The 23,766-nt window shown below is 60.8% G+C and carries 25 protein-coding genes and 1 tRNA gene; 11 read left to right on the top strand and 15 right to left on the bottom strand.

Features of this window, described 5'->3' with window-relative positions; translation table 11 throughout:
- From N902_RS0102365 to cutA, 8 genes are all read right to left on the bottom strand, one after another.
- Positions 1–1,350, bottom strand: a complete 1,350-nt coding sequence (locus N902_RS0102365; protein ID WP_051564140.1) for a PD40 domain-containing protein — start codon at positions 1,348–1,350, stop codon at positions 1–3.
- An 83-nt stretch (positions 1,351–1,433) separates the two neighbouring features.
- A complete protein-coding gene (tolA, locus tag N902_RS0102360; RefSeq protein WP_027369624.1) occupies positions 1,434–2,264 on the bottom strand; it encodes a cell envelope integrity protein TolA in 831 nt (276 codons plus the stop codon).
- A gap of 15 nt (positions 2,265–2,279) precedes the next feature.
- Positions 2,280–2,687, bottom strand: a complete 408-nt coding sequence (locus tag N902_RS0102355) for an ExbD/TolR family protein (RefSeq protein WP_027369623.1) — start codon at positions 2,685–2,687, stop codon at positions 2,280–2,282.
- A gap of 4 nt (positions 2,688–2,691) precedes the next feature.
- Complete coding sequence (locus N902_RS16020) at positions 2,692–3,498, bottom strand: MotA/TolQ/ExbB proton channel family protein (protein ID WP_084287618.1); 807 nt, start codon at positions 3,496–3,498, stop codon at positions 2,692–2,694.
- A 50-nt stretch (positions 3,499–3,548) separates the two neighbouring features.
- A complete protein-coding gene (locus N902_RS0102345; RefSeq protein WP_027369622.1) occupies positions 3,549–4,205 on the bottom strand; it encodes a histidinol phosphate phosphatase domain-containing protein in 657 nt (218 codons plus the stop codon).
- Between the two features lie 110 nt (positions 4,206–4,315).
- Complete coding sequence (locus N902_RS0102340) at positions 4,316–4,810, bottom strand: bifunctional nuclease family protein (RefSeq protein WP_027369621.1); 495 nt, start codon at positions 4,808–4,810, stop codon at positions 4,316–4,318.
- Entirely contained in the window at positions 4,804–6,192 is a 1,389-nt protein-coding gene (gene miaB / locus N902_RS0102335) for a tRNA (N6-isopentenyl adenosine(37)-C2)-methylthiotransferase MiaB (RefSeq protein WP_051564138.1), read from the bottom strand. Before miaB ends, N902_RS0102340 begins: the two co-directional genes overlap by 7 nt.
- Before the next feature lie 42 nt (positions 6,193–6,234).
- Positions 6,235–6,561: a divalent-cation tolerance protein CutA gene (gene cutA / locus N902_RS0102330; RefSeq protein WP_027369619.1), complete on the bottom strand. Its 327-nt coding sequence runs from the start codon at positions 6,559–6,561 to the stop codon at positions 6,235–6,237.
- Between cutA and nth the strand changes: the two genes are divergently transcribed.
- Positions 6,560–7,264 carry an endonuclease III gene (gene nth, locus N902_RS0102325; RefSeq protein ID WP_084287615.1) on the top strand — a complete coding sequence of 235 codons (705 nt, stop codon included), beginning with the start codon at positions 6,560–6,562 and terminating at the stop codon, positions 7,262–7,264. The two genes, cutA and nth, sit on opposite strands and share 2 nt — an antisense overlap.
- 49 nt (positions 7,265–7,313) lie before the next feature.
- On the opposite strand, the gene larC is transcribed toward nth, so the two are convergent.
- From larC to murJ, 4 genes are all read right to left on the bottom strand, one after another.
- On the bottom strand, positions 7,314–8,531 hold the full coding sequence (gene larC, locus N902_RS16015) for a nickel pincer cofactor biosynthesis protein LarC (RefSeq protein ID WP_244147360.1): 1,218 nt from the start codon (positions 8,529–8,531) through the stop codon (positions 7,314–7,316).
- 198 nt (positions 8,532–8,729) lie between these two features.
- Positions 8,730–10,310: a phosphoenolpyruvate carboxykinase gene (locus tag N902_RS0102315; protein ID WP_027369617.1), complete on the bottom strand. Its 1,581-nt coding sequence runs from the start codon at positions 10,308–10,310 to the stop codon at positions 8,730–8,732.
- Between the two features lie 95 nt (positions 10,311–10,405).
- Entirely contained in the window at positions 10,406–11,170 is a 765-nt protein-coding gene (locus N902_RS16010) for a tRNA1(Val) (adenine(37)-N6)-methyltransferase (RefSeq protein WP_051564135.1), read from the bottom strand.
- 5 nt (positions 11,171–11,175) lie between these two features.
- On the bottom strand, positions 11,176–12,711 hold the full coding sequence (murJ, locus tag N902_RS0102305; RefSeq protein WP_027369616.1) for a murein biosynthesis integral membrane protein MurJ: 1,536 nt from the start codon (positions 12,709–12,711) through the stop codon (positions 11,176–11,178).
- A gap of 222 nt (positions 12,712–12,933) precedes the next feature.
- Between murJ and N902_RS0102300 the strand changes: the two genes are divergently transcribed.
- The 9 genes from N902_RS0102300 (at position 12,934) to zupT (ending at position 21,420) form a co-directional block, all read left to right on the top strand.
- Entirely contained in the window at positions 12,934–13,203 is a 270-nt protein-coding gene (locus tag N902_RS0102300) for a DUF493 domain-containing protein (RefSeq protein ID WP_034621269.1), read from the top strand.
- A 69-nt stretch (positions 13,204–13,272) separates the two neighbouring features.
- Entirely contained in the window at positions 13,273–13,665 is a 393-nt protein-coding gene (locus N902_RS0102295; RefSeq protein ID WP_027369614.1) for an FxsA family protein, read from the top strand.
- A gap of 3 nt (positions 13,666–13,668) precedes the next feature.
- Positions 13,669–15,504 carry a UbiD family decarboxylase gene (locus tag N902_RS0102290; RefSeq protein WP_027369613.1) on the top strand — a complete coding sequence of 612 codons (1,836 nt, stop codon included), beginning with the start codon at positions 13,669–13,671 and terminating at the stop codon, positions 15,502–15,504.
- An 8-nt stretch (positions 15,505–15,512) separates the two neighbouring features.
- Positions 15,513–16,706, top strand: coding sequence for an AI-2E family transporter (locus tag N902_RS0102285; RefSeq protein ID WP_244147359.1), 1,194 nt, complete (start codon positions 15,513–15,515; stop codon positions 16,704–16,706).
- A gap of 10 nt (positions 16,707–16,716) precedes the next feature.
- On the top strand, positions 16,717–16,977 hold the full coding sequence (locus tag N902_RS0102280; protein ID WP_027369611.1) for a hypothetical protein: 261 nt from the start codon (positions 16,717–16,719) through the stop codon (positions 16,975–16,977).
- 426 nt (positions 16,978–17,403) lie between these two features.
- Positions 17,404–18,318, top strand: coding sequence for a TIGR01777 family oxidoreductase (locus tag N902_RS0102275; RefSeq protein ID WP_027369610.1), 915 nt, complete (start codon positions 17,404–17,406; stop codon positions 18,316–18,318).
- A 59-nt stretch (positions 18,319–18,377) separates the two neighbouring features.
- Positions 18,378–19,046: a LysM peptidoglycan-binding domain-containing protein gene (locus N902_RS0102270; RefSeq protein ID WP_027369609.1), complete on the top strand. Its 669-nt coding sequence runs from the start codon at positions 18,378–18,380 to the stop codon at positions 19,044–19,046.
- A gap of 58 nt (positions 19,047–19,104) precedes the next feature.
- Positions 19,105–20,595: a dynamin family protein gene (locus N902_RS0102265; RefSeq protein WP_027369608.1), complete on the top strand. Its 1,491-nt coding sequence runs from the start codon at positions 19,105–19,107 to the stop codon at positions 20,593–20,595.
- A 15-nt stretch (positions 20,596–20,610) separates the two neighbouring features.
- A complete protein-coding gene (gene zupT, locus N902_RS0102260; protein WP_027369607.1) occupies positions 20,611–21,420 on the top strand; it encodes a zinc transporter ZupT in 810 nt (269 codons plus the stop codon).
- Here zupT and N902_RS18530 read toward each other — a convergent pair.
- On the bottom strand, positions 21,410–22,114 hold the full coding sequence (locus tag N902_RS18530; RefSeq protein ID WP_051564133.1) for a YkgJ family cysteine cluster protein: 705 nt from the start codon (positions 22,112–22,114) through the stop codon (positions 21,410–21,412). The genes zupT and N902_RS18530 overlap by 11 nt on opposite strands.
- A gap of 47 nt (positions 22,115–22,161) precedes the next feature.
- Between N902_RS18530 and N902_RS0102250 the strand changes: the two genes are divergently transcribed.
- The gene (locus tag N902_RS0102250) at positions 22,162–22,593 is read left to right on the top strand and encodes a hypothetical protein (RefSeq protein ID WP_027369606.1); all 432 of its coding nucleotides are present in this window, start codon (positions 22,162–22,164) and stop codon (positions 22,591–22,593) included.
- Between the two features lie 357 nt (positions 22,594–22,950).
- Here N902_RS0102250 and N902_RS0102245 read toward each other — a convergent pair whose 3' ends face one another.
- Positions 22,951–23,481 (bottom strand): hypothetical protein, encoded by a 531-nt coding sequence (locus N902_RS0102245; protein ID WP_027369605.1) that lies wholly within the window; start codon positions 23,479–23,481, stop codon positions 22,951–22,953.
- A 119-nt stretch (positions 23,482–23,600) separates the two neighbouring features.
- A tRNA-Leu gene (locus N902_RS0102240) sits at positions 23,601–23,684 on the bottom strand.
- Between the last annotated feature and the right edge of the window lie 82 nt (positions 23,685–23,766).

Below are 23,766 nucleotides of genomic sequence, written 5' to 3'. Positions count from 1 at the left end.
CTACTGAGGTTTATTCGGCTTCCAGGCCGGAGATGTGGCCGCTCCCTCCCCTGTGGGGATTTTTTTCGGCTCCTCCGCATGCCTGGTGGTCACGTACAGCTGATAGGTCCCGGAACGATCTGAACTGAAGGCCAAGAAGTAGCTGTCCGGTCCCCAGGCCGGGTCCTCGTCGTTGCCCGGCCCGAAGCTTACCTGCCGTTCCGAGCCCTTCTGCCGGTCGTAGACGATGATCCTGTGGCCGTGGCCTTTGATCAGCCGGGAGTAGGCCACAAACCGCCCGTCCGGGCTGATGCTGGGATTGGTGTTGTAGGTGCCTTCAAAGCTGATCCGCTCAATCTCCCCGCTGTCCATATGCCGCAGGAATATGTGCGGATTTCCAAAACGGCTGGAAACAAACACCATGGCTGTGCCCTGGGCATCAAAGTGCGGGGAGATGTCAATGGCCCAGTGCTGGACCAAGGGCTCCCCCAGGCTCAAATCGGCGGTGAGCTTGAATATATCCGGGCTCTTGCGTGGATCGGCACTGATCACCCAGCCGTTTCCGGGCCAGAAAGTCGGGCTGATGATTGTGTTCCCGGGCAGGGTGGTCCGGCGGACATCCCCGTTTTGGGTATCAAAGACCACAAACTCGTGCTTGTCCTGACCGACAAAACTCATCCCCACTTGCCGTCCGTCCGCAGACCAGGCCGGGCTGAGGCAGTACCCGTCCAAGTCGACCACCGGCCGCAAAGAACGTCCCTGGGGGGTACAGGCGTATATGTCCTTGTCCTTCTGTGTCTTGCGCACAAAGGCCAGCTCAGACTGAAAAAAACCGGAGCGGCCGGTCAGCTTTTGCATCAGTCCGGCGCAGAACCTGCGGCTGGCCTGCTCCACGTGCTCAGGGGTCCGCAGGATGTACCCCCGTCCGAGAATCATCTGCCCGGAGTAGGTGTCAAAGGCCCGGATTTCCACTTCCTCCCGATCCGGATCGTCGGCTGACCAGCCCAGGGTGCACACCAGATCCACCTTGCTCATCTGAAAGCGCTTGAAGTCCAGGCTGTCCCGGTCCACTCCCTGGACCTGGGCCCCGCCCAGGATGTCCTCCATGGGGGCGAAACGGATAAAGGGCAGAAAGGCCAGATCTTCCCGCAGTATCCGGCCCAGATCCTGTACTCTGGACGGCGTCCCGTTGTCATCCTGCCCCCCGGCCTTGGGCCTGGACGGGGCGATATAGGCAGTGATCTCTGACTGTCCGGGGCCGTAGATATTGACCTGGAGGCTGTTCTCCGCCCTGCCCTGTCCGCCGACGCACAGGAGCAGGATGACTGCCGCCCCGAGGACAGACCACCATCTTCGAAACAAAATATTCATCAATGTGCACCCTACAGTTTCAGATGTTGCAATATTGTAACTGCTCGAAATGATATGGATTCATGCCCGGTATGCAGCATGGGTTAGGGCATCATGTCCTGGAGATGAAACGTGATGCGCACCGTCCTCAGATCAGGGCTTGGCGGCGGTTGCAGCCGCCCGGTCCTGGCTATGGCCCGAAGCACGGAGTTGTCGAACTGGGCATTTCCGGACGGCTCTAACATGGACTGATCCAGGATCTTCCCCTGGGCATCGACCCTGATCCGGACTGTGGCCGTCAGATCTTGGCTCTGCCCCAGATCCGGGAAACGCCAGTTGGCCTGAATCCGTTCCCGGACCAGGGCGCCGTACACCCTTTTCGTCCCCCCGGCTGAGGCGGAGCGTCCCAGGTTGTCCTGGTCCACTCCCTGGGCGGCGGCCTCCTGTTTGAGCTGGGCCAGGGCATCTTCCAGGTCGTTCGTTTCCTCTGCGCTCTCCTGTTCGGCCTGGGTGCTGACTTCCTTGAGGGCTTCCTGCATCACCCTTTCCGGGGTCTTGGTCTGCGTCTCGGCCGCGGCCTGCGGGCGCTTGCTTGGTTTGGGCCGTTCTTTCTGCCGGACCTTGGCCGCCTGAGGCTTCTCGTCCTTTCCGGCTATCTGCACCGGCTCAGCCCTGGGCTGCTTTGAAGGCGCTGGTTTGGGCTTGGGCTGGGCCTTGACCTGTCGGGGAGCTTTTTTCTGGGCTGACGTCTTTTGCCTGGATGTGTCCGGGACCTGAACCGCCTTCTTCTGCTCCGGCATCCGGACCACTTCCACTTCATACACCGGCTGATCCAGATCCATGCGCATCTCGCTGCCCCACCAGGGACCAACCAGGGCCAGAACGATCACGCTGAGGTGCAAAAGAAGAGAAAGCAGGCAGCTTGCAAGACCCATCCAAATCCCGCCTCCCTACTCTTCTTCCGGTTCGGCCACCACACCCAGCCTGGCCACTCCCGCCGCCTTGATGTCACTCATGATCTGGACCACAAACCCATACGGGACCTCTGAATCAGCCCGCAGATAGAGAATATCGTCCTCTTTGGTCACCAGCTTCTTCAGGGTCGCGGTCAGCTCCTCCCTGGTGATCTCGTACTCGTCTATATGCAGGGTACCTCCCTTTTTCACCGTCAGGACCAGGGTATCCGAATCCTGGGGCAGGGTCTGCACGGTCTTGGTCTGAGGAAGATCAACGTTCACCCCCTGGGTCATCATGGGGGCGGTAATCATGAAGATGACCAGGAGCACGAGCATGACGTCCACAAAGGGCGTGACATTGATCGTGGAGACGAACCCCTGCCGATTAGGGTTAAAATCCATATTGTTATCCGTCCAGGTCCATGGAATGCCTGAGATCGTCCCGTTCACCCTCTGGCTGAAGCCCGCCGCTGCGCAGCTTGGATCCCGGTTGGAGATCCTCCTGCTCCCGCTCGGTCCGCCCGGCGCTCAGCCAGGGAAGCTCGCGCTGGGCCCGGTTCAGAAAGGTCCCGGCATAGTTCACCAGCTCGCTTTCTATGCTGTTGAGCAGCCCCAGAAATGCATTATAGGCCACGGAGGCCGGAATAGCCACTGCCAGGCCGATGGCCGTAGCCACCAGGGCCTCGGCGATCCCCGGGGCCACAGTGGCCAGGGCTGCTGACTTCTGAACCCCTATGGCCTGAAAGGCGTTCATGATCCCCCAGACCGTGCCGAACAGTCCGATAAAGGGTGCGGAGTTGGTACAGGTGGCCAGGAAGGAGAGGGCATAGGCCAGGGAGTTGATCTCCTGGCTCACGGCCTGACGCAGAACCCGGCGGATATTGTCCGAGGCAACCTTGACCTTGCCGCTGGGCGGGAGGCTGGACTTTTCCAGGGACCTGATCTCGCTGACTGCCTTGGCCCCGATGACATACAGCCTGGACCCGGAACGCTTTTTCAAGGTCCGCAGGGCAGTGCCCAGATCCCTGGCTTCATCAAAGATCCTGCTTTCCTGCTCAATGGACCGCTTGACCCGGACATAGAGGAACAGCTTATAGAAAATCAGGGTCCAGCTGATGATGGACATCAGGGCCAGTATGCTCAATACGATTTTGACCACCAGCGTGGCTCCCATCAGCATGGATACCAGTCCGCTGTGCGCCGGTATAGACATGGAATCTTTCCTTGTTTTGGATGCAGTTTTAAAGTTGGTGCCGAGGGACGCTAGGTCCGGGATCTCACCGTCTGCAGCAGATCCTGGGCCCGACGCTCGGCCTGCAGGTATTCTTCTTCGCTCAGGCCCGCCCCCAGGGCGATGCACCGCCGCTGTTCCCTGGAAGGAAGGTCTGCGGCCACATGCACATCGCTGCCCAGGACAACCTGGGCCCCGTGTTTGCGGGCCACAGCCGCCACGTGCCCGTTGGTCAGACAGTGCCCGGACCGGGCGGATATCTCCAGGAGGACCCCCTTCTCTCCTGCCAGCCTGGCCTCTTCTTCCTGGATCAGTCCAGGATGGGCCAGAATGTCCACTCCGGCCTCAATGGCCGCCAGATTCGTTCCAATCTCCACCCCGTCGGCCAGGCTTTCCCCGTGGGCCAGGATCAGCTGGGCTCCGTTTTGGCGGGCACTGTCCACCATTTCGTGCATCAGGGGGGGAGGTACGTGGGTGAGCTCAAGGCCGACAATCAGATCCAGCCCGCAGAAGAGGCCCCTGGGGGTCAGGCTCTGCATGTGCCGCTCCAGAATCCAGGCATAGTTGGTCCAGTCCGCATGGTCGGTGAAGGCCACGGCCTGGTAATCCAGCATCCTGGCCCGTCTGGCCAGGGCGGCAGGCAGGAGCTTGCCGTCGCTGAACACGGTGTGGGTATGAAATTCTATCATCTGGGTATTGTCAACTTGCGGGATGGGCCCGCAGAATTCGGCCAACCATTGATCCCAGCCGGACAGGGAGCGCCCACCCTTCGGGCCCGCCGCCGGGTCTGTGCATCAGCTCACATCTTGTATTTGGTCTGGTCAATATTGTATTTTTCCAGAAACTCCGTCCAGCGTTCGGACTCCTCGTCCTTGAGCACGACCTCGTGCTCCTGGTCGAACTGCTTGGCCACCCGGTCCAAAAGGGACTGGGCGGCATAGACCGGGGCCTCCGCCCGCACCGCCAGGGCAATGGCATCCGATGGCCGGCTGTCCACCAGATAGGTCCGGTCCGCATGCACCAGATGGATCTCTGCATAATAGGTGCCCTCGCGCAGATCCACGATCTCCACCCGCTCAACTGCCGCCCCCAGGGTAGCCAGGGTCTGGAGCATGAGGTCGTGGGTCAACGGTCTGGAGATGGACACCTTGTTCAGACTGATGGAGATGGCCATGGCCTCCATGGCTCCGATCCAGATGGGCAGAACCTGCGTATCCTCCAAATCCTTGAGGATGAGCAGGGGGACCTGCGACTGTTCGTCCAAGGCCAACCCGAAAATCTTCATTTTTACCATGGTCCTTTCACTGCCTCCCCGGAAACGGAATGTTTCATGGCTGTCTGGACCCGGACCCGGACAAAACGTCCTGTGAGCTCCTGGTCAGAGGGCCAGGTAAAATGAACAACCCGGCCGCCGGCTTCACGGCCCTGCCATTGCCCCTCAAACCGGGATGCGCCCCGCTTTTCCACCAGCACCGGGATGACCCGGCCTTTGAGCCGGTCCAATGAATGCTGGGTCAGCTCCTCCTGCAGCACTTGCAGGCGCTGCAGCCGCCCGGCCTTGACCTCCTCCGCGACCTGTCCGGGCATCAGACTGGCCCGCACTCCTGGCCGTGGAGAATACTTGAAGGAAAAGCTGGAGTCAAAACCGATCCTGCGGACCATGTCCAGGGTCTGTTCAAAATCTTCCTCCGTCTCTCCTGGAAAACCAACGATCAGATCGGTGCTCAGGACAATATCCGGCCGGACCCGGCGCAGGGCTGCAACCAGCTCCAGGTATTGGCTGGTTGTGTACCTCCGCCCCATTTTTTGCAAGATCCGGTCCGATCCGGACTGCAGGGGAAGGTGCAGGGCCGGGCACAAATTCTGATGCCGGCCGAAAGCTTGAATAACCTGAGGATGAAGATCCTTGGGGTGCGAGGTGGTGAACCTCACCCGCTCTAGGCCGGGAAGCGCGCAGACTTCCTCCAGCAGCTGGGCAAAGCTGCCTCCGTCCCCGGACTGATCTTGGCCGTAACTGTTCACATTCTGGCCCAGCAGGGTGATCTCCCGGGCCCCGGAACGGACCAGGTCCGAACACTCGGTGATCACCTCCGGCAACGGACGGGATTTCTGCCGCCCCCGGGTATAGGGGACGATACAGTAGGCGCAGAAGTTGTCGCAGCCCTGCATGATGGTCACAAAGGCCTGGGATGGGGCACAGGCCTGGTTCCAGACCCGCTCCCGTTCCGGGTACGAGCTGCAGAAATCGAGATAGGACAGACGCAGCCCGGGATCCTCCCGCAGCTGGTCCAGGGCTGCCGGGACCTGAGCCACCCCGTCCGAGCCAAAGACCAGACGGACGAAGGGGAACCGATTCCAGAACCCCTCCCCGATCTGCTGGGCCACGCACCCGCCCACGGCCACAAACACCCTTGGATCGGCCTTCCACAGGCTCCGCAGCCGGCCCAAAAGGCTGTACACCTTCTGCTCCGGTTTTTCCCGCACACTGCAGGTGTTGATCACAATGGCCTCGGCCTTGTCCTCCGGTACCGGACGCCAGCCGCGAAGGCTCAGGCTCTGCTCCAGCCACTGCGAATCGCAGACATTCATCTGACAGCCGAAGGTAATGATGTGAAATCCAGGCCTGGAGTCCGGATCCCTCCCCCCTGTATGTGTATGACCTGTACGAAGCTCCATGGGTTGTGTCCAAGAGTCCTTTGCTCATTTCGGCCCGGGCGGCTATTCGGCCCCGGCTCCGGTTTCGGACTGAATCCAGGCCAAGAAATCCGGGTTTCCGTCTATGATGGGCACTGCCACCACACAGGGGCACTCATCGCTGTGCACAGCCTTGACCTTATCCGTCAGTTTGCCCACCAACCCGACCCGGGTCTTGGCCAAAAGCACGGTTTCCACGTCCTGATCAATCTTTCCTCCCCACCAGAACATGGACCGCATACCGTCGATGATGTTCACGCACGCCGCCAGCCGGGACTCTATCAGGGCTTCTCCCACCCCCTTGGCCTCGCCCTCGTCCCGACAGGTGATGTATACCAGGACTGCCTGCATGATCCACCTCCTTGCCGAAAACGATTTTTTCCGGTATCCCTTCCCAGTGCACTCCGCTTCAACCGACCAATCCCGAATCGATAGGGCCGCATCCATCCTGGACCGCCTTCGGCGGCGCTACCCTGAGGTGGGCAGCCAGTTGACCTGGCATTCCCCCTGGGAGCTCCTGGTGGCCACCATCCTGGCCGCTCAGTGCACCGACGGCAGGGTCAATGCGGTCACCCCCGTGCTTTTCGCCCGCTGGCCCACAATAATGGACCTGGCCGACGCACAGCAGTCCGAGGTGGAAGCGGTCATCCGCTCCACCGGCTTGTACCGGAACAAGGCCGCGAACCTCATCCGGACGGCCCGCAAGCTGGTTCAGGACTACAGCTCCCAGGTGCCCTCCAGGATGCAGGACCTGCTGACCCTGCCCGGGGTGGCCAGAAAGACGGCCAACATCGTCCTCTCCCACGGATTCGGGGTCCACGAAGGTATCGCCGTGGATACCCATGTCAAGCGCCTGAGCTACCGGCTCGGACTGAGCTCTTCCCAGGACCCCGGACGGATAGAGCGGGATCTGATGCCGTTGTTTCCCCGCCAGGCCTGGGGGGAGATCAATCATTTCCTGGTCTGGTACGGCCGGGAGGTCTGCCGGGCCAGGAGCCCGCAGTGCGGCCAATGCATCCTGGCCGATCTGTGCCCGCGAACAGGCCTGGATTGATGCCCCGGCTCGCCGGGGGCCGCTCACCCCAGCGTTCCGGCCCGCCGGATCACTCCTGGTGGTCAGGGTCTGAATCCGATGTCTCGTCCTTGTCCAAGCCCTGCAGCATGTACCGCAGCTGAACCACTGAACGCCCTGTCTTCCGGGCCAGGTCCTCCAGGGCCTCGTGTTCCGGCCTGCTCCAGGTTGCCCCCCGCCAGGAAGCCGCCTTGGACGCCACCGGCCCCAGGGCAGTTGACGCCTCCTCCGTGCGCCTGGGCAGAACGATCCTCTCCGCCTCCCTGCGCCGCAGCCCCAGGGTCATGGTCTGATCCACAAAGCAGGTCTGAACCCGGTCCAGCTCCTCCGGCCTGCACAAAACCTGCAACAGGCCGCCGCTGCGGTTTTTCTTCATCACCCCGGGCAGATAGATGACATCCAGGGCCCCTGCGGCCAGCAGGGGATCGTACAGGCTGCCGATCTCCTCTCCGGTCAAGTGATCCACATTGCTTTCCAGGATGACCACCCGCTCCACCTCTGGGTCCCGGGCCGCTGTCCGGGGGGCGAAAAGAAAGGCCCGCACCCCGTTGGGGACCGGAGACAGATCGATCCGTCCCCATCCAATCCCGGCAGTGGTCAGGGTCCCATCCGGAGCAGGCCCGAACCCGGAGGCCGTTTGATCCACGAGCAAGGCCCCAGTGGGGGTGATAAGCTCCTGCTCAAAGGAAGTGGAGAACATCGGTTTGCCCTTCAAGAGCTCCACCGTGGCCGGAGCCGGGAGGGGCAAAACCCCGTGGGCGCACTCCACCCGGCCTTGAAACCAGGGCAGGGGAGAGCAGGAGACCTCCTTGACCCCCAGCTGCTCCAGGGCCCAGAAGCAGCCCACGATATCCGCCAGGGTATCCACAGCCCCCACTTCATGGAAATGGACCTCGGAGACCTGGACCCCGTGGACTGCGGCCTCGGCCCGGGCCAGACGCTCAAAGGCCCGGTGGGCCCTGTCCGTGATCCCTGCGGAAAACCGGGAGGCGGCCAGGACCGTTTTTATCTGTTCCATGGTCCGCAGGGGCGGTTCGTGCTCCAGGGGCGATATCGCGGCCTGGGTCCCGGTCAATCCGCAGCTGCGCACCTTTTCGGCTTCGATCCGCACCGGGACCCCGGCATCGGTCAGTATCTCGGCCACAGGACGAATATCCAAACCGAGATCAGCCATGGCCGCCAGGAACATGTCGCCGCTGATCCCGGTAGAACACTGCAGATACAGATGAGTAGCATCTTGGTTCGACACGTCATGCCCTCGTCAAAATGGTTCTTCGACCTAGCCTGTGGATCTTTGGAGTTTTCCATCTCTTATGAATGCAGTTCCACTTTCTGTGTCGAAGAGCCGTCAAAATTATGTACAGAATGCACTTGCAGCCTAATGGCCTGGACACGTTTCCTTGTAGGAAATCCGGCTCCCTGTGTCGATGAGCCTGATTGCGTGCTCCTATATCTGCGGTCCGGCCTGCAGGACTTCCGGGGCCACATCGTCCTCAAACTGCTTGAAGTTGGCCCTGAACAGCTCGGCCAGTTCCCGGCCCTTGCTGTCGTAGGCATCCTCGTCCTTCCACGTGCTCTTGGGCCAGAGGACATCCGCCGGAACCGCCGGACAGGATGTGGGCACATAGAGGCCGAACACCGGCTCCTGCGCATACTGCACCTTGCGCAGGCTGCCCTGCAGGGCGGCACGGATCATGGCCCGGGTGTACTGGATGGGCATCCGGCCGCCCTGGCCGTAGGACCCGCCTGTCCATCCGGTGTTCACCAGCCAGCAGTCCACCTTGTGTTCATTGATCTTCTGGCGCAGCAGGTCGGCGTACACCCTGGGATGCAGGGCCATAAACGGGGCCCCGAAGCAGGTGCTGAAGGTGGCCTTGGGCTCGGTGATCCCCCGTTCCGTTCCGGCCAGCTTGGCCGTGTATCCGGACATGAAATGGTACATGGCCTGCTCCGGGGTGAGCTTGGAGATGGGAGGAAGGACGCCGAAGGCATCCGCGGCCAGCATGAAGATATTTTTGGGGTGCGGCCCCACGCCTTTGCGGATGGCGTTGGGGATGTGGGACATGGGGTAGGCCGCCCTGGTGTTCTCGGTCAGGGAATCGTCGTCCAGATCCAGGCGCCTGTTCTCCATGTCCAGGTGCACGTTCTCCAGCACAGTGCCGAACTTGCGGGTGCATTCATAGATCTCCGGCTCCGCCTCTTTGGACAGCCGGATGACCTTGGCGTAGCACCCCCCTTCAAAGTTGAAGATGCCCTGGTCGTTCCACCCGTGCTCGTCGTCGCCGATCAAGCGCCGGTCGGATACAGTGGACAAGGTGGTCTTGCCTGTTCCGGACAGACCGAAGTACAGGGCGCTGTCCCCATCCACGCCCAGGTTGGCTGAGCAGTGCATGCCCAGAATGGAGCGCTGGGGCAGGACATAGTTGAGCACTGTGAAGACGGATTTCTTGATTTCCCCGGCATAGCTGGTTCCGCCGATGAGAATCAGCCTGCGCCCGAAATGGACCAGGATAAAGGCTTCGGAGTTGGTTCCATCGAACTCCGGCACGGCATGAAACCTCGGAGCGGCGATGATTGTGAACTCCGGGACATGCTCCTCCAGCTCATGGGCGTCCTTGACCTGAATGAACAGATTCCGGGCAAACAGGCTGTGCCATGCCTCCTCGGTGATCACCCGGATGGGGATGTGGTAGTTTTTGTCCGCCCCGGCATAGCAGTCCTGGACATAGATGGACTTGCCCTGCAGATATGCGGTCAGCCGGGCGTAGACCCGGTCGAAGTTTTCCGGCTCAAAAGGCTTGTTCTCCGGCCCCCACCAGATATGCTCCTCAGAACTCGGTTCCCGGACAATGAACTTGTCATTCGGGGAACGGCCGGTATAGTTGCCGGTCCTGACCACCAACGGGCCGAGATGGGCGATGTTTCCTTCCTGTCTGCGCACTGCCTGCTCATACAGGGCGGCCGTGGTCTGGTTATGGTGCACTTCACCTACATTGGCCAATCCATAGGTCTCTAGTCGGGGCTCCATTCTCGTCTCCTCATAAAACGTGCTGTGAATGAATGCAAAGAACGTCTACACTCAAAACCGCCTCGTGCGGATGGCTGGTCATGGTGTCCTGAATTTCAGCCGATTGCAAGTCGGCCTCCTCCTGCCTCTTCAGCCCCGGCCACTAAGGGACAGAAGGCTTCCAGCTCCTTGGGCCGGTCCAGAAAGAGGGGGGAATGCACCGCAAGCCCCGGCCGGACGTTCTTTCTAGCCGTGAGCAGGGCCAGGCCGGCCGGCTTGTGCTCCGCGGCATGCACCAGCCGCATCTCTTTGGGTTCCAGCCGGCATTCGTGCAGCTCGTGCAGCAGTGCAGGCAGCCGTTCGACCATATAGACCAGACTGATCCGGCCCTTGTTGGTCAGGGCAAAGGCTGCGGCCTGCAAAAAATCCTTCAACCTGGCCCGGTATTCGAAGCACGCCCCGCGTTTGCCCTCATCCCGGGGCGGCCTGCCCTGCCCCATCAAGCGGTAGGGGGGATTCGCGAGGACCAGATCGAAGCTTTCAGGACCCATCCCGGGGATCTTCCGGTACTGGCGCACATCTCCCTTCCGGGCCGCATACAGATCGGCAAGCCCCAGCCGGCGGGCGTTCTCTGTGGCCGCCTCCACCATCCCGGCCTGCACATCAACCCCCAGCACCCGGGGACGGCTGCAAGGATTGGCCAGACACAGCCCCAGACCGATCACCCCGCACCCGGTCCCCAGGTCCACAACCCGGCAGCCTGGCCTGCACGAGGCGAAGCAGGCCAGAAGCAGGGAATCCAGTCCGAAGCGGAATCCCGACTCCGGCTGCACAAGGCCGGAGGGAAAGGCTGAGCGGGCGGCCGCTGCTGTGTCTCCCATTGTACTCACCTGCTTCCTTTGCCCAGTTTGCGCCCCAGGGTGGAGAGGATCATCTCCGCCTCCGGAAGGTGAAGCATCCTGGCCGCAGTCATGTATGCCCCGGCGAACAGGGGGATGCAGGCCAGGCTCGGCCAGCCCCAGGAGGCAGCCAGGCTGCAGGCCAGCCCCAGGACCACGCTCAGTCCCGTCATCCACAGCAGACCGGGCTGCAGGCCGAACCATCGTCCCACATGACGGTTCAGGGCCCGGCCCAACAGGAGGACATTGGCCCAGGAAGCTAGAGAAACGGCCACAGCCAGCCCCACATGGGCGATAAACTGCATCAGGAGCAGCCCCAGCCCCAGGTTGATGCCCAGGCTGACAACTGCCGCCCAGACCGGACTGCGCGTATCCTCCAGGGCATAGAGGGCGGAGACCAGGGAACGTACGGCGCAGAAGGCGGGCAAGCCGAGGGAATAGCCGATCAAGGCTGCTGAAGTGGCCTGGACCGCTCCGGGATCAAAGGCCCCCCGGCCGAACAGGACATCGACCATGGGCAGGCTGAGGCCGATCAGTCCAGCGGCCGCCGGCAGGCTGATGAACAGCAGCAGGTTGACCGTGGTCTGCAGGGTGCGCACGAACTCGACCCGCTGCTCCCGGGCCAGCAACGATGACAGGCTGGGCAGGGCGGCTGTGCTCACCGCCAGGCCGAACACCCCCAAAGGGAACTGGACCAGGCGGTCGGCGTAGTACAGGTAGGAGATGCTCCCCTGAACCAAGAAAGAGGCCAGGACCGTGTTCAGGACCACATTGAGCTGATAGACCGCCGCTCCAAAGACTGTGGGCAGCATAAGCCGCCCGACCCTGCGGACTCCGGGGTGGGAGGGGCTCCATTCCCCCCGCCAGACAATGCCCCGGGCATGCAGGGCCGGCAGCTGGATCAACCACTGCACAACTCCGGCGGCCAAGACCCCCCAGGCCAGGCAGACCGGGACCGAAAGCCCGGCCCAGACCCCGATCAGGGAGGCCAGGATCATGGAGAGGTTCAAAAAGCAGGGGGCAAGGGCCGGGGCCAGGAAATGGCCCATGGAGTTGAGCACCCCCATGCTCAGGGCAACGGCGGAAATAAACAGGATGTAGGGAAAGCATATGCGGACCAGATGAACAGCAGAATCCAGCACGGCCGGGTCCTGTGCAAAGCCCGGGGCCACGATCAGGGTCAGGGGCCGGGCCCAGATCAAGGCCGCGGCGGTGATCCCTCCCAGGATAAGCACCAGCCAGAACAGGGTGGAGCGGGCCATGCGCTGGGCTTCGTCCATGCCCTGATCGTGGCGGATCCGGGTGAAGACCGGGACAAAGGCCATGGTCAAGGAACCTTCGGCAAACAGACGGCGCAAAAGGTTGGGCAGGCGAAAGGCGACGAAGAAGGCGTCGGCCAAAGGGCCTGCCCCCAGGGCAAAGGCCACGATCAGGTCCCGGACAAAGCCCAGAATCCGGCTGAGCAGGGTTGCTCCGCCCACTGTGACGGCATTGCCGGCTATTTCCGAGGTGTTGCTGTTCATCAATGCCTTCGGCCCTTGGTTGGTTGTCCAGCCGGCATCTCTTCTCCACCTGGTCCGGACTCTGTGCTCGCATTCAGCGGTCCCGGCCGAGAGAACAGGATGCCCTTTTGCCCAGCAGCCCGTTCCGGGCATGACCTGGCCCGGTTGCCAAACCGGGAACGAATGTCCTATATTCTAATTCCTTTCTGTTCAACCAAAAACCCGAACCCAGGGATTATTTTCATGGAACCGAGCACATCCGCCCAGCAGTTCAAGCAAAGGCTGGATGAACACCATCAGTGGCCGTGCACCTATATGTTCAAGTTCATTGTCCCCCAGCAGCAGACCCAAAAGGTGCTGGACCTCTTCGAGTCCAGGGACGATTTGCGCACCCGCCCCTCCCGCCACGGCCGGTATATGAGCGTGACCGCGAAATGCACGGTGGCTTCCAGCGACGAGGTTGTGGCCGTCTATCAGGCCGCGGCCCAGATCCAGGGCGTCATTTCCCTGTAGGCCCCGCCCGGAACGCCTCCTTCACCCTTCATCCCGGATCCCATCCGGCCAGGCAAGGATACAGAGACCATGTTCGTCAAGCTGCTCGCAGCCTTTATCCTCATCCCCCTTATCGAGCTGACCCTGCTCATCAAGCTGGGCAGCGTCATCGGAACCCTGAACACAGTGGCCATCGTCATCCTCACCGCTGCACTCGGGGCCTATCTGGCCCGGCAGGAGGGAGCCCGCACCCTGCTCCACCTCAGAACCAACCTGGACCGAGGGGTCATGCCCACGGATGAACTCATTGATGCCCTGCTCATCTTCGCTGCCGGAGCTGTCCTCCTCACCCCGGGTCTTCTGACCGACATCTGCGGCCTGCTCATTCTGTTCGCTCCGACCAGGCAGGCCTTTCGGCAGTGGCTGAAGCGGCATTTTGCGTCCAGAATCAATCGCCGAGACATTCACATCAACCCCCTGTAGACCATGGGCTACGCCACCCTTGCACAGTGCATCCGGGACCTGGAAACCAGCGGCCAGCTCCTGCGTTTGGATACCGAGGTCGACCCGTATCTGGAAGCCGGAGTCATCCAGCGCAGGGTCTTCGCCGCCGGCGGGCCCGCCCTTCTTTTCACCCGGGTCAAGGGCACTTCCTTTCCCCTGCTGGGCAACCTGTTCGGGACCCGGAAACGTCTGGAGTTCATCTTCCGGGATACCCTGTCCGCCGTCCAGGGGCTCCTGAAGCTCAAGTCCGACCCCAGCCAGCTGTTCTCCCGTCCCGGGCTTCTTCCCAAGCTGCCCCGCATCCTGTGGTCCGCCCGCCCCCGCCGGGTGCGCAAGGGTCCGATCCTGGCCCACACCGTCCGCCTCCAGGACCTGCCCCAGCTGGTTTCCTGGCCCGGGGACGGAGGGGCCTACATCACCCTGCCCCAGGTCTACACCGAAAGCCCGGACCAGCCCGGGGTACGCTCATCCAACCTGGGCATGTACCGGATCCAGATCAGCGGAACGCCCTTTGCCCAGGACAGGGAGGCCGGCCTGCACTATCAGATCCACCGGGGCATCGGCCCCCATCACAGCCAGGCCCTGGCCCGCGGCCGCTCCCTGCCGGTGAATGTCTTTGTCGGTGGTCCTCCGGCCATGACCCTGGCCGCCATTATGCCCCTGCCCCAAGGGATCCCGGAAATATTCTTCGCCGGGGCCCTGGCCGGCCGGCGCATTCCCTTTCTGACCGGGGCCAACGGTCTGCCCATCCCGGCCCAGGCCGACTTCTGCATCTGCGGAGAGGTGCATGCCAGCGAGCTTCGCCCCGAAGGACCGTTCGGGGACCACCTGGGATACTACAGCCTGACCCACGACTTTCCCGCCCTGCGGGTGCACAAGGTCCTGCGCCGCCCTGGGGCGGTCTGGCCCTTCACCACTGTGGGCCGACCGCCCCAGGAAGACTCGATCATCGGCTCCTTTATCCACGACCTGGTCTCTCCCCTGGTCCCGTCAGTCTTCCCCGGCCTGCACCAGGTCCATGCCGTGGACCAGGCCGGTGTGCATCCATTGCTACTGGCCGTGGGCAGCGAACGCTACGTGCCCTTTGCCCGGGAGCGCATTCCCCAGGAGCTTTTGACCAACGCCCATGCCCTGCTGGGCAACACCCAGACCGCCCTGTCCAAATATGTCTTCATCGCCGCCCGGGAGGATGACTCCCGGCTCAATGCCCATAATATCCCGGAGTTCTTTCACCACTTTCTCCTCCGGGTGGATTGGACCCGGGATATACACCTGATCACCCGGACCACCATGGACACCCTGGACTACTCCGGGATAAGCCTGAACCAGGGCTCCAAGGCCATCCTGGCCGCCGCCGGAGATCCAAAACGGGAGCTGGGGACAGAGATCCCGGAAGTCTCCCTGCCTCACGGCTTTCTGGCTCCTCGCCTCTTGGCTCCGGGCATCCTGCTCATTCAGGGGCCGGCTCACACTCTGCCCCGGGACACCCAAGATCCGGACCTGGAGACCTTGGCTGAGCGTCTTGAAAGCCAAACCCGGCTGGAGGGCATCCCCCTGGTGGTTGTCGTGGACGACAGCTCATTTGCCGCCGCCTCCTGGGACAACTTCCTGTGGACGGCCTTCACCCGCTCCGATCCGGCAACGGACACCTATGGGCTTGGGGTGATCAGTCGGCCCAAACACTGGGGATGTTCGGTCCTGATCATTGACGCCAGACTGAAAACCTATCACGCTCCGCCTCTGGAGACTGATCCCGAGGTGGACAGACGGGTAAGCGCCCTGGGCGCTCCGGGCCAGCCCCTGCACGGCATACTGTAGCCGGGATTTTGCCCTGGCCCCAGGAGCTGCTGCGAACCGCCTGGGCTCATGCCCGCAGGAAAGGAGGAGGTACTCATGAACCGGAAAAAGAACATCTGTACTCCGCACAGCCCATGAATATCATCGTCAACTGGTTCAAGCGCACCTTTTCCGAGCCTCAGCTGGTCATCCTCCTGCTCATTCTGGGGCTTATAGTGGGCACCCTGATGGCCATCGGGCAGTACTTGACCCCGGTCATCGTCAGCCTGGTCCTGGCCTACCTCCTGGAAAGCCTTGTCAAGGGCTTGGAAAAGCGGAAAGTCCCCAGGCGGCCGGCCGTCTATATCGTCTTTGTCCTCTTCCTGCTGGTGTTCGTCTATCTCCTGTTCGGCCTGCTGCCCCAGCTGACCAAGCAAATCGCCCTGTTCATTCAAGACCTGCCGGCCATGATCACCTCCTGGCAAAACGAGCTACAGCGCCTTCCTGAACGCTATCCGCAAGTTGTGACCCAACATCAAATCAGCCAGCTGACCGATACCATCGCCAACCAGATGGCCAGTCTGGGCCAGGAGATCCTGTCCATCTCCCTGGCCTCGGTAAAAGGCTTCATCAATGTGCTTATATACAGCATCCTGGTCCCGATCATGGTCTTCTTCTTTCTCAAGGATAAAGACAAGATCGTCCATTTCTTCCGGATGATACTGCCCCAGGACCTGGGTCTGACCCATGAGGTCTGGACCGAAGTCAACCACAAGACCGCCAAGTTCATCCAGGGCAAGCTGTGGGAAATCGTCATTGTCTGGATCGGCAGCTACGTCACCTTTTTCGTGCTTGACCTTCGATTTGCCGTGCTTTTGAGCTTCCTGGTGGGCATCTCGGTCATCGTTCCCTATGTCGGAGCGACCATCATGACCATACCGGTGACCCTGGTGGCCTACTTCCAATGGGGACTTGATCCCCATTTCCTGTACACAGTCATCGCCTACCTGATCATCCAGCTCATTGACGGCAACCTGTTGGCCCCGCTGCTCATGTCGGAAATCGTCAACCTGCACCCTGTGGCGGTCATCATCGGCATCCTTGTTTTCGGCGGCCTGTGGGGATTCTGGGGGGTCTTTTTCGCCATCCCTCTGGCGACTCTGATCCATGCCATCCTCAAGGCTTGGCCCAAATACCCGCGGTCCGATCCGGCAACCGACCCGGGCACGACAAATCAAACCTGAGGGGTTCACCATGCAAGACACTTATGGAGTCTATTACTACCCTATCCCGGGGCACAAATCCATCCGGATGTACGTCCGGCAAAATCAGGAGGTCATTGAGTTCAGGCTGCACAACGACAACGACCCCCAAATGTGGGCCGAGCACGGCTGGCTGACCTACGAAGCAGTGCGCCAGGCCGCAGAGATGTATGACCGGCGAAACGGAAATGACCCCCTGCGCCTCTATGACTTCGACGTGGCCCTGAATGTGCTCAAAGATGCCCACAACTGATCCTGCTCACCCCATTGGCCGCGCTTCCAGCGTGGCCCGGGCCAATTGTATGTTGGGATAATCCAAATCGAAATCGGGATGGCTATCCAAACCGAAAGAATATGTCATTCGGTCAGGAGGCACCTTAAGCTTATGGATATCGATCCCGATAGGGATGACGAACCCGAAGAAAGAAAATCACAACAAACGGATGCACTGGACGCTCATTCTTCGCGCCAGTGATCCTCTGCAATAGAAAGCCGTTGCGCAGAGGTTCGAGGCCTGAGGAGACACCCGGCTGGGCCTGCCCGTCAATCGCGACAGCTCATCCCCCTTGAGCTGCGGCTCAAAAAAAGATAGGATCCAGCGTGGCAAGAAGAATCAGGGCTTAACATCCGATCCGTATGTGGCCCATCCCACTAGGAACGTCCGGCTGCGGGGGATCCGATGCGCATCTTTGTACTCGGCGGCACCGGCTTTATCGGCCGCCATCTTCTCTCCCATCTTCTCGGTCAAGGGCACGAGCTGCTCATCCTCAGCCGATCACCCAAACCCGAACTGGAACAGGCCGGGGCCAAAGTTGTGGATGGCAATCCCATGCAGACCGGGGCATGGCAGCAGGAAGCAGCCGGATGCGACGCGATGGTCAATCTGGTAGGAAGGAATATCTTCGACCGCTGGTCTGAGAAGGTAAAACAGGAGATCCTGGACTCCAGGATACAGGCCACGAACATGGCTGTGCAGGCCGTCGAGCAGGCAGACGGCCACAAGCCGGTCCTGATCAACGCCAATGCCACAGGGTACTACCCCTTTGCTGCAGCTGACCATCCCTTTGATGAAGCCGGGCCGGCTGGCGATCACTTTCTGGCCCGGGTCTGCGTGGCCTGGCAAGAGGCGGCCTTGCGGGCCGCATCCCTGGGATCACGGGTGGTCATTGCCCGGTTCGCTCCGGTACTGGCAGCTGACGGCGGCATGCTGGATCTTGTTCTGCCCGTATTCTCCAAGGGAGTGGGCGGCCGGATAGGAAACGGCCGCCAGCCCTTTCCCTGGGTTCACGTCCAGGATCTGGTCCGGGCCCTGGAGCTGAGTCTGACCACAGAGGATATCCATGGACCGGTCAATGTCTGTGCCCCGCAGGTCGTCACCAACGCCGAATTCACCAAGGCTCTGGCCCGGGCCGTCCACCGGCCGGCACTCTTGCCGGTTCCGGAGTTCGCCCTTCGCCTGCGCTTTGGCCAGTTGGCCGAGACCCTGAGCAAGGGGCAGGCCGTCATACCAGCGGTCTTGCAAAATCAAGGATTTACATTTATGTACTCGGATATTGAGGCCACTTTGCAGGAGATTGCAGCCCAGAGAGACTAAGGAAGCGACCAGTCCGTGTTCAAATTCAAATCCCCCCATCCTGTTGAGGAAAAAGGCGTATGAGCAAAAATAAGTGGATTGACGACCTGGATGATCTGGACGATCTGGAGACTCCTCCGGAAAAGGAATCCGGTTCTTTTTCCCTGGCAGAATGGTTCTCCAATCTTGGGCAGACCCCGCATCTTCCATGGATTGCCGCCGGGATAGCCGGGGTCCTTCTGGTTATCGGACTGACCCTGTTTTGGGGCGACGACGAACAGGATGGAGCATCCCCGCCTTCTTCAGCTACGCTCGGGGCCAAGGATATGCAGGAGGTCAGCACCAGGCTGGAAAATCTGGAGGCCAGGGTCTCCAGCTTGGCCTCCAGAATAAAAACCTCCGGCCAGAATCAATCCTCCGGAGATCTGGACGAGACCCTCGAGTCTCTGGGCATGCAGCTTCAAAACCTGGAGAACGACTTCACCCGGTTTAAGAAACAGGTCTCTTCCCAGATCTCCGCCCTGCAAGACAAAGCCCCCGCCCAGGCTTCCGCCGGCTCCCCAGACTCTGGGTCCAGCCCAGGATCTGGCCAGGATGGTCAAGAGGTCTACACGGTCAAGAAAGGAGACAATCTGTACCGCATCGGACTGAAGTTCGATGTCAGTGTTGAGCAGCTCCGGTCCTGGAACAATCTCTCCCCGGACTCGGAGATCTTTCCCGGCCAAAAGCTCACCGTCAGTGCTCAATGATCCCGGCTGCAGACAAAGCTACAGCAGAGTCCCCAACATACAAGCAAGGAGAGGGAGCATGCCCAATGAGTCTCAGATTGGACAGCGCCTGGATAGGCTGGAAGAGCATCTCAAAGAGGAGAATCCAATCCTCCAGGATGTGGTTCAAAGCTTTCGCAAGTTGGACGTCATAGGCCATAGCATAGGCTTTCTCGACCAGGACGAGTCCTTTGCCACCCGCACCCCATGGTGGCCGCTGATCGCCGTTTTGGGCACCTATTCCTCCGGAAAGTCCACATTCATCAACTCCTATCTGGGATACAAGCTGCAGACCACCGGCAACCAGGCTGTGGACGACAAGTTTACCGTTATCTCCTATTCCCCGGACGAGTCCATCCACACCCTCCCCGGAGTGGCCCTGGACTCGGATCCCCGCTTTCCCCTCTACGGCATCGGCCAGGCGATTGAAAAAGCGGCCCCGGGCCAGGGCAAGCACGTGGATTCCTTTGTCCAGCTCAAGACCTGCCCCAGCTCCAAAACCAAAGGCAAGATCCTGGTCGATTCCCCTGGATTTGATGCCGACGCCCAGCGCACAGCAACCCTGCGGATCACCGACCGGATCATCGATCTCTCCGACCTGGTCCTGGTCTTTTTCGATGCCCGCCATCCTGAATCCGGCTCCATGCGCGACACCCTCAAGCATCTGGTCCAGGACACCATTCAACGCAAGGATTCGACCAAGTTCCTGTACATCCTCAATCAGATCGACGTCACTGCCAAAGAGGACAACCCGGAACAGGTCTTTGCCGCCTGGCAAAGGGCCCTGGCCGAACATGGACTGACCGCCGGACAGTACTACAGCATCTACAACCCGGATGTGGCCGTGCCTATTGAGGACGAGGCCACCAGAGGCCGCTTTGAGCGCAAACGGGACCTGGATCTGGAAAGGATCACCAAGCGGATAGAAGAAGTGCGGGTGGAGCGCGCCTACCGGATTGTTGGCATGCTGGAAGAATCCGCCCGGTACCTGATGTCCGGACTGACCCCCCAGGTCACCTCTTTCCTCAATGCCTGGAGGCGGCAGGTGCTGAACACCGAACTGGCCCTGGCAGCCGCAGCCATTATCCTTCTGGCAGCAGGATCCCTGTACTTTCAGGGAATGGACGGCCTGAACAGCCTCCTCGGCTTTCCGGCCCAGGTCGCCTCCAGCGGCTGGCTGCAGGCTCTGTGCGTCATTGTCCTTCTTGCCCTGATCTGGGGGCATTTCACCCTGCGGAAAGTCCTCGGCCGCCGGCTGATTGCCAAAACCGTGGGCTCCATCAAGGACCCGAAGCTGAAAAAGCGGATGCAGCGGATATTGAACAAGAACATCTCCTGGTGGCGGAGCATCTTTCACACCCGGCCGGCAGGGCTGCACACCGCGAATCAAAAGAAGCTGGAGGCCATTATTGCCCAAGGACGGCAATACATCCAAAAGCTGAACGACACCTTCACCAACCCCTCGGGAAGCGGGCAGGAAGATGTTTCCCAGGGTGCTAGCGCCTGGGCATCCCCCGAGAAGGAAGCCTAGCCCGCATTCGGCTCCATGATCCAGGGTTCCTTTGCGCTGGCATTCGGCCTGACTCTGGGCGCCGGATTGGCCACAGGGATTGGAAGCGCCCTGGCATTCTTGTCCAGGGAGACGAGCCCCAAGTTCCTGTCCGGCGCCCTGGGCTTTTCCGCCGGGGTGATGATCTACGTCTCCTTTGTGGAGATCCTGCCCAAGGCCCATTCCTCCATGGTCGATTCCCTGGGGCCGTCCTTGGGGGAATGGGCGGCAATCGCCGCCTTCTTTGCCGGCATTGGGTTGATGGCGGTCATCGACAGCCTGGTCCCCTCCTACGAAAATCCCCATGAAGCCCACCGCATCGACGCGCTGTACGACGCGTCGCAGCAGATGGCCTATCGCAAGCTTCTCCGAACCGGCATGTTCACCGCCCTGGCCATTTCCCTGCACAATTTTCCTGAGGGTCTGGCCACCTTCACCGCCACCCTGAAGGACCCCAGCCTGGGACTGCCCATTGCGGTGGCCATCGCCATCCACAACATCCCAGAAGGGATTGCAGTCAGTGTCCCTTTGTACTATGCCACGAACAGCAAAGCCAAGGCCTTTTTTCTCTCCCTCCTGTCCGGGATAGCCGAGCCCCTGGGGGCCAGTGTCGGGTACCTTCTGCTTCTCCCCTTCCTCAATGATGCTGTGTTCGGGCTTGTCTTCGCCGGCGTCGCAGGGCTGATGGTCTATATTTCCCTGGATGAGCTGCTGCCCACTGCTGAAGAGTACGGGGAGCACCATGTGGCCATAGCCGGTCTGATCATGGGCATGCTGGTCATGGCCGTCAGCCTGCTTATCCTGTAGGCTGTCCAGTGGGGGCGGGACAGGGCTGAAGGCGCACTCCGCTCCCGGTTCGGATCACCTTCAGGCCCAGATTGGGCAGAACGGAGGCCAGGCTGCGTCCCAGGATGAACTCCAGCTCCCGCTCCGTCGCCCCGGCCCGGTCCCGAAGCCCCTGGCGCATCCCCTGGTCCACGTGCACCATATCCGCCAGCTCTCCGGCCTGAAAGCAGTCCGGATCCTGTGCGACCAGAGCCACCAACTCCATGATCCTGGACCAGGGGCAGAGCCTTTCATGTTCAGCAATGACTTGGGCCAGGGCCGAGTGCTCTGAAATAAGATCCGCGCGCCTCACCCGGCCCTGGTCGTAAATGTGGATCAGCCCCTCCGGCTCCCAGCAGGCGAAGGCCCGGCATTCCAAAGGTCGGCGGGCGTAGATTCGGCAGGCCCGTTGCCCATGGTCGTAGAAGATGCAGGCCCTGGATTGGGGCAGAGAACGGATGCGGACCATTTCCTGGTCCAGGGAGGCGATCCTGTCCTGGACATTGTCGTAGACCTTTTCACCCTTCCGAAAGGTGATCAGGTCCCCTCTGCGCAGGACGGAATCGGTATACAAGGGCCTGTCCTGGAGGTGCAGGGCCGGAGGGTTGCTCCGGCAGCATCCGCCGCACCGCTGACAGGACAAAATGCTCTGCCTATCCGCATCAGGATGGGCCATGTGCTTTCCTTTGTGTTCACTTTGCAATCACCAAACCGGGATACACAATGTCTTTGAGCTGGCTTGAGCCTTTTCTGCCCTGGATCTTGGCCCTGGCTTCCGTCTCGCTTCTGCTTTTTGCAGCCAGCCTCCTGATCATCCCCTGGCTGATCATCCGTCTCCCGGCGGCATATTTTCATCCCGAGACCCGCAGGCCGTTGCGCAGGACATCCGCATATCCGAAGCTGAGCTTCCTGCTTACCCTGCTCAAGAACATGATCGGGGTGCTTTGTATTGCGGCCGGCCTGGCCATGCTCCTGCTCCCCGGGCAGGGGCTGATCACCATTCTGATCGGGATCACCTTCACCAACTTTCCGGGAAAGTTCCGGTTGGAGCAGAGCCTTGCCCGGCGCAGAAGCATTCTCAGGGCCATGAACTGGATCCGGAACAAGGCTCACCGCCCGCCGCTTGTTCCTCCCCCGGACAAGGATCCGGACTGAGCCCCGCCCCCCATGCTTCTGCGCATTCACAGGCAATTATTATGAAAGCGCAATGAAAGAACTACATGTCGCACCCATTTGCATGAAAAACTGCTATGAGTGAATAGTTGAGATAATCCAAATCGAAATCGGGATCGCTATCGAAATCGAAAGAATATGTCATTCGGTGCAGCAGGAACCCGCAGTTTATGGATATCGATCCCGATAGCGATTGCGAAACCGAAGAAAGAAAATCACAACAATGGGTAAGCACTTTCAATCGGGATTGAAATCGTTTGTATGTTTCGTTAGCGCAAGCGTGCCCCTCAGGGCATGTGGGTTTGTAGGTCTGTATATGCCGGCCGGACCCTGCAGGCCTCAGGAAAAGATCCAGTCCTTCACTCCCTTGGCCTCTTGTGCCCAGGCTGATCCCAGCCTGAGCTGAACAAAGCTGACAAAAACCAGATCAATGACCTCCAGGCATTTGTCGATCAGATACATCTTTTCCAAAAACCGGGCATCCGGGTCTTCGCCTTCCTCCACCTTCAGCTCAACCTTGGGAGTGCGCAGCCCGCTGAGGGCGAAATCCTCGGCCCGAAGCTGCACCTGCCAGGCATGATCGTCCATCTCCATGTGTATCCGGGCCTGGTTCACCTTCTTCCCGGTCCGCAGCCCCAGCCTGGCCTCCTGCAGCCTGGATTGAGGGCCGGCACTGGTGGCCGTATCCCTGCTCTCGCCCTCGCCGCCCTGCACCGCCACCCGCTGGGTCATGGACACAAGCACTGTCTCCCCGGTGGCCAAGGTCCACGTCCCCCTGCCGGTTTCGGTACAAAACCACAGCCAGGTCAAAAAGTCCTGGCCGATAAACGGAGACAGAAGCTCTGCTTTGTGCACATCAACATCCGGCATGCTGCACTCCTGAGAATTGATATTTCATGTCTGGATCGCGGGCTTCCCGCCGCAGTGGAGAAGGAGGGAGCAGAAAAGAATGGTCGTCCCGGTCGTGACAAGTCACTGACCACGGCGCATGGTGCGAGAGGGGAGATTCGAACTCCCACGGGAAACCCGCCAGATCCTAAGTCTGGTGCGTCTACCAGTTCCGCCACTCTCGCACTCGGCCAGGCCGGAGGCAAAGTAATTCGAGGCGCTGGGGTTGTCAACACAGAGCCCAAAACGGACACCAGGATCACGCCG

Source organism: Desulfovermiculus halophilus DSM 18834 (genome assembly GCF_000620765.1).
In the GTDB taxonomy this organism is placed as follows: Bacteria; Desulfobacterota; Desulfovibrionia; order Desulfovibrionales; family Desulfothermaceae; genus Desulfovermiculus; species Desulfovermiculus halophilus.
The sequence above is the reverse complement of the archived record's forward strand: the minus strand, read 5'-3'. Positions and strand labels throughout refer to the sequence as shown.

Bases quoted from the DNA above. Each gene is read 5' to 3' on its own strand.
- N902_RS16020 (WP_084287618.1), bottom strand. From the start codon at position 3,498: ATGTCTATACCGGCGCACAGCGGACTGGTATCCATGCTGATGGGAGCC.
- zupT (WP_027369607.1), top strand. From the start codon at position 20,611: ATGATCCAGGGTTCCTTTGCGCTGGCATTCGGCCTGACTCTGGGCGCC.
- N902_RS0102270 (WP_027369609.1), top strand. From the start codon at position 18,378: ATGAGCAAAAATAAGTGGATTGACGACCTGGATGATCTGGACGATCTG.
- cutA (WP_027369619.1), bottom strand. From the start codon at position 6,561: ATGCAGGCAGTCCTGGTATACATCACCTGTCGGGACGAGGGCGAGGCC.
- miaB (WP_051564138.1), bottom strand. From the start codon at position 6,192: ATGGAGCTTCGTACAGGTCATACACATACAGGGGGGAGGGATCCGGAC.
- N902_RS0102355 (WP_027369623.1), bottom strand. From the start codon at position 2,687: ATGGATTTTAACCCTAATCGGCAGGGGTTCGTCTCCACGATCAATGTC.
- N902_RS0102365 (WP_051564140.1), bottom strand. From the start codon at position 1,350: ATGAATATTTTGTTTCGAAGATGGTGGTCTGTCCTCGGGGCGGCAGTC.
- N902_RS0102300 (WP_034621269.1), top strand. From the start codon at position 12,934: ATGGAACCGAGCACATCCGCCCAGCAGTTCAAGCAAAGGCTGGATGAA.
- murJ (WP_027369616.1), bottom strand. From the start codon at position 12,711: ATGAACAGCAACACCTCGGAAATAGCCGGCAATGCCGTCACAGTGGGC.
- N902_RS16010 (WP_051564135.1), bottom strand. From the start codon at position 11,170: ATGGGAGACACAGCAGCGGCCGCCCGCTCAGCCTTTCCCTCCGGCCTT.
- N902_RS0102265 (WP_027369608.1), top strand. From the start codon at position 19,105: ATGCCCAATGAGTCTCAGATTGGACAGCGCCTGGATAGGCTGGAAGAG.
- nth (WP_084287615.1), top strand. From the start codon at position 6,560: ATGATCCACCTCCTTGCCGAAAACGATTTTTTCCGGTATCCCTTCCCA.
- N902_RS0102295 (WP_027369614.1), top strand. From the start codon at position 13,273: ATGTTCGTCAAGCTGCTCGCAGCCTTTATCCTCATCCCCCTTATCGAG.
- N902_RS0102275 (WP_027369610.1), top strand. From the start codon at position 17,404: ATGCGCATCTTTGTACTCGGCGGCACCGGCTTTATCGGCCGCCATCTT.
- N902_RS0102340 (WP_027369621.1), bottom strand. From the start codon at position 4,810: ATGGTAAAAATGAAGATTTTCGGGTTGGCCTTGGACGAACAGTCGCAG.
- N902_RS0102250 (WP_027369606.1), top strand. From the start codon at position 22,162: ATGTCTTTGAGCTGGCTTGAGCCTTTTCTGCCCTGGATCTTGGCCCTG.
- N902_RS0102315 (WP_027369617.1), bottom strand. From the start codon at position 10,310: ATGGAGCCCCGACTAGAGACCTATGGATTGGCCAATGTAGGTGAAGTG.
- N902_RS18530 (WP_051564133.1), bottom strand. From the start codon at position 22,114: ATGGCCCATCCTGATGCGGATAGGCAGAGCATTTTGTCCTGTCAGCGG.
- N902_RS0102280 (WP_027369611.1), top strand. From the start codon at position 16,717: ATGCAAGACACTTATGGAGTCTATTACTACCCTATCCCGGGGCACAAA.
- tolA (WP_027369624.1), bottom strand. From the start codon at position 2,264: ATGGGTCTTGCAAGCTGCCTGCTTTCTCTTCTTTTGCACCTCAGCGTG.
- N902_RS0102245 (WP_027369605.1), bottom strand. From the start codon at position 23,481: ATGCCGGATGTTGATGTGCACAAAGCAGAGCTTCTGTCTCCGTTTATC.
- N902_RS0102345 (WP_027369622.1), bottom strand. From the start codon at position 4,205: ATGATAGAATTTCATACCCACACCGTGTTCAGCGACGGCAAGCTCCTG.
- N902_RS0102290 (WP_027369613.1), top strand. From the start codon at position 13,669: ATGGGCTACGCCACCCTTGCACAGTGCATCCGGGACCTGGAAACCAGC.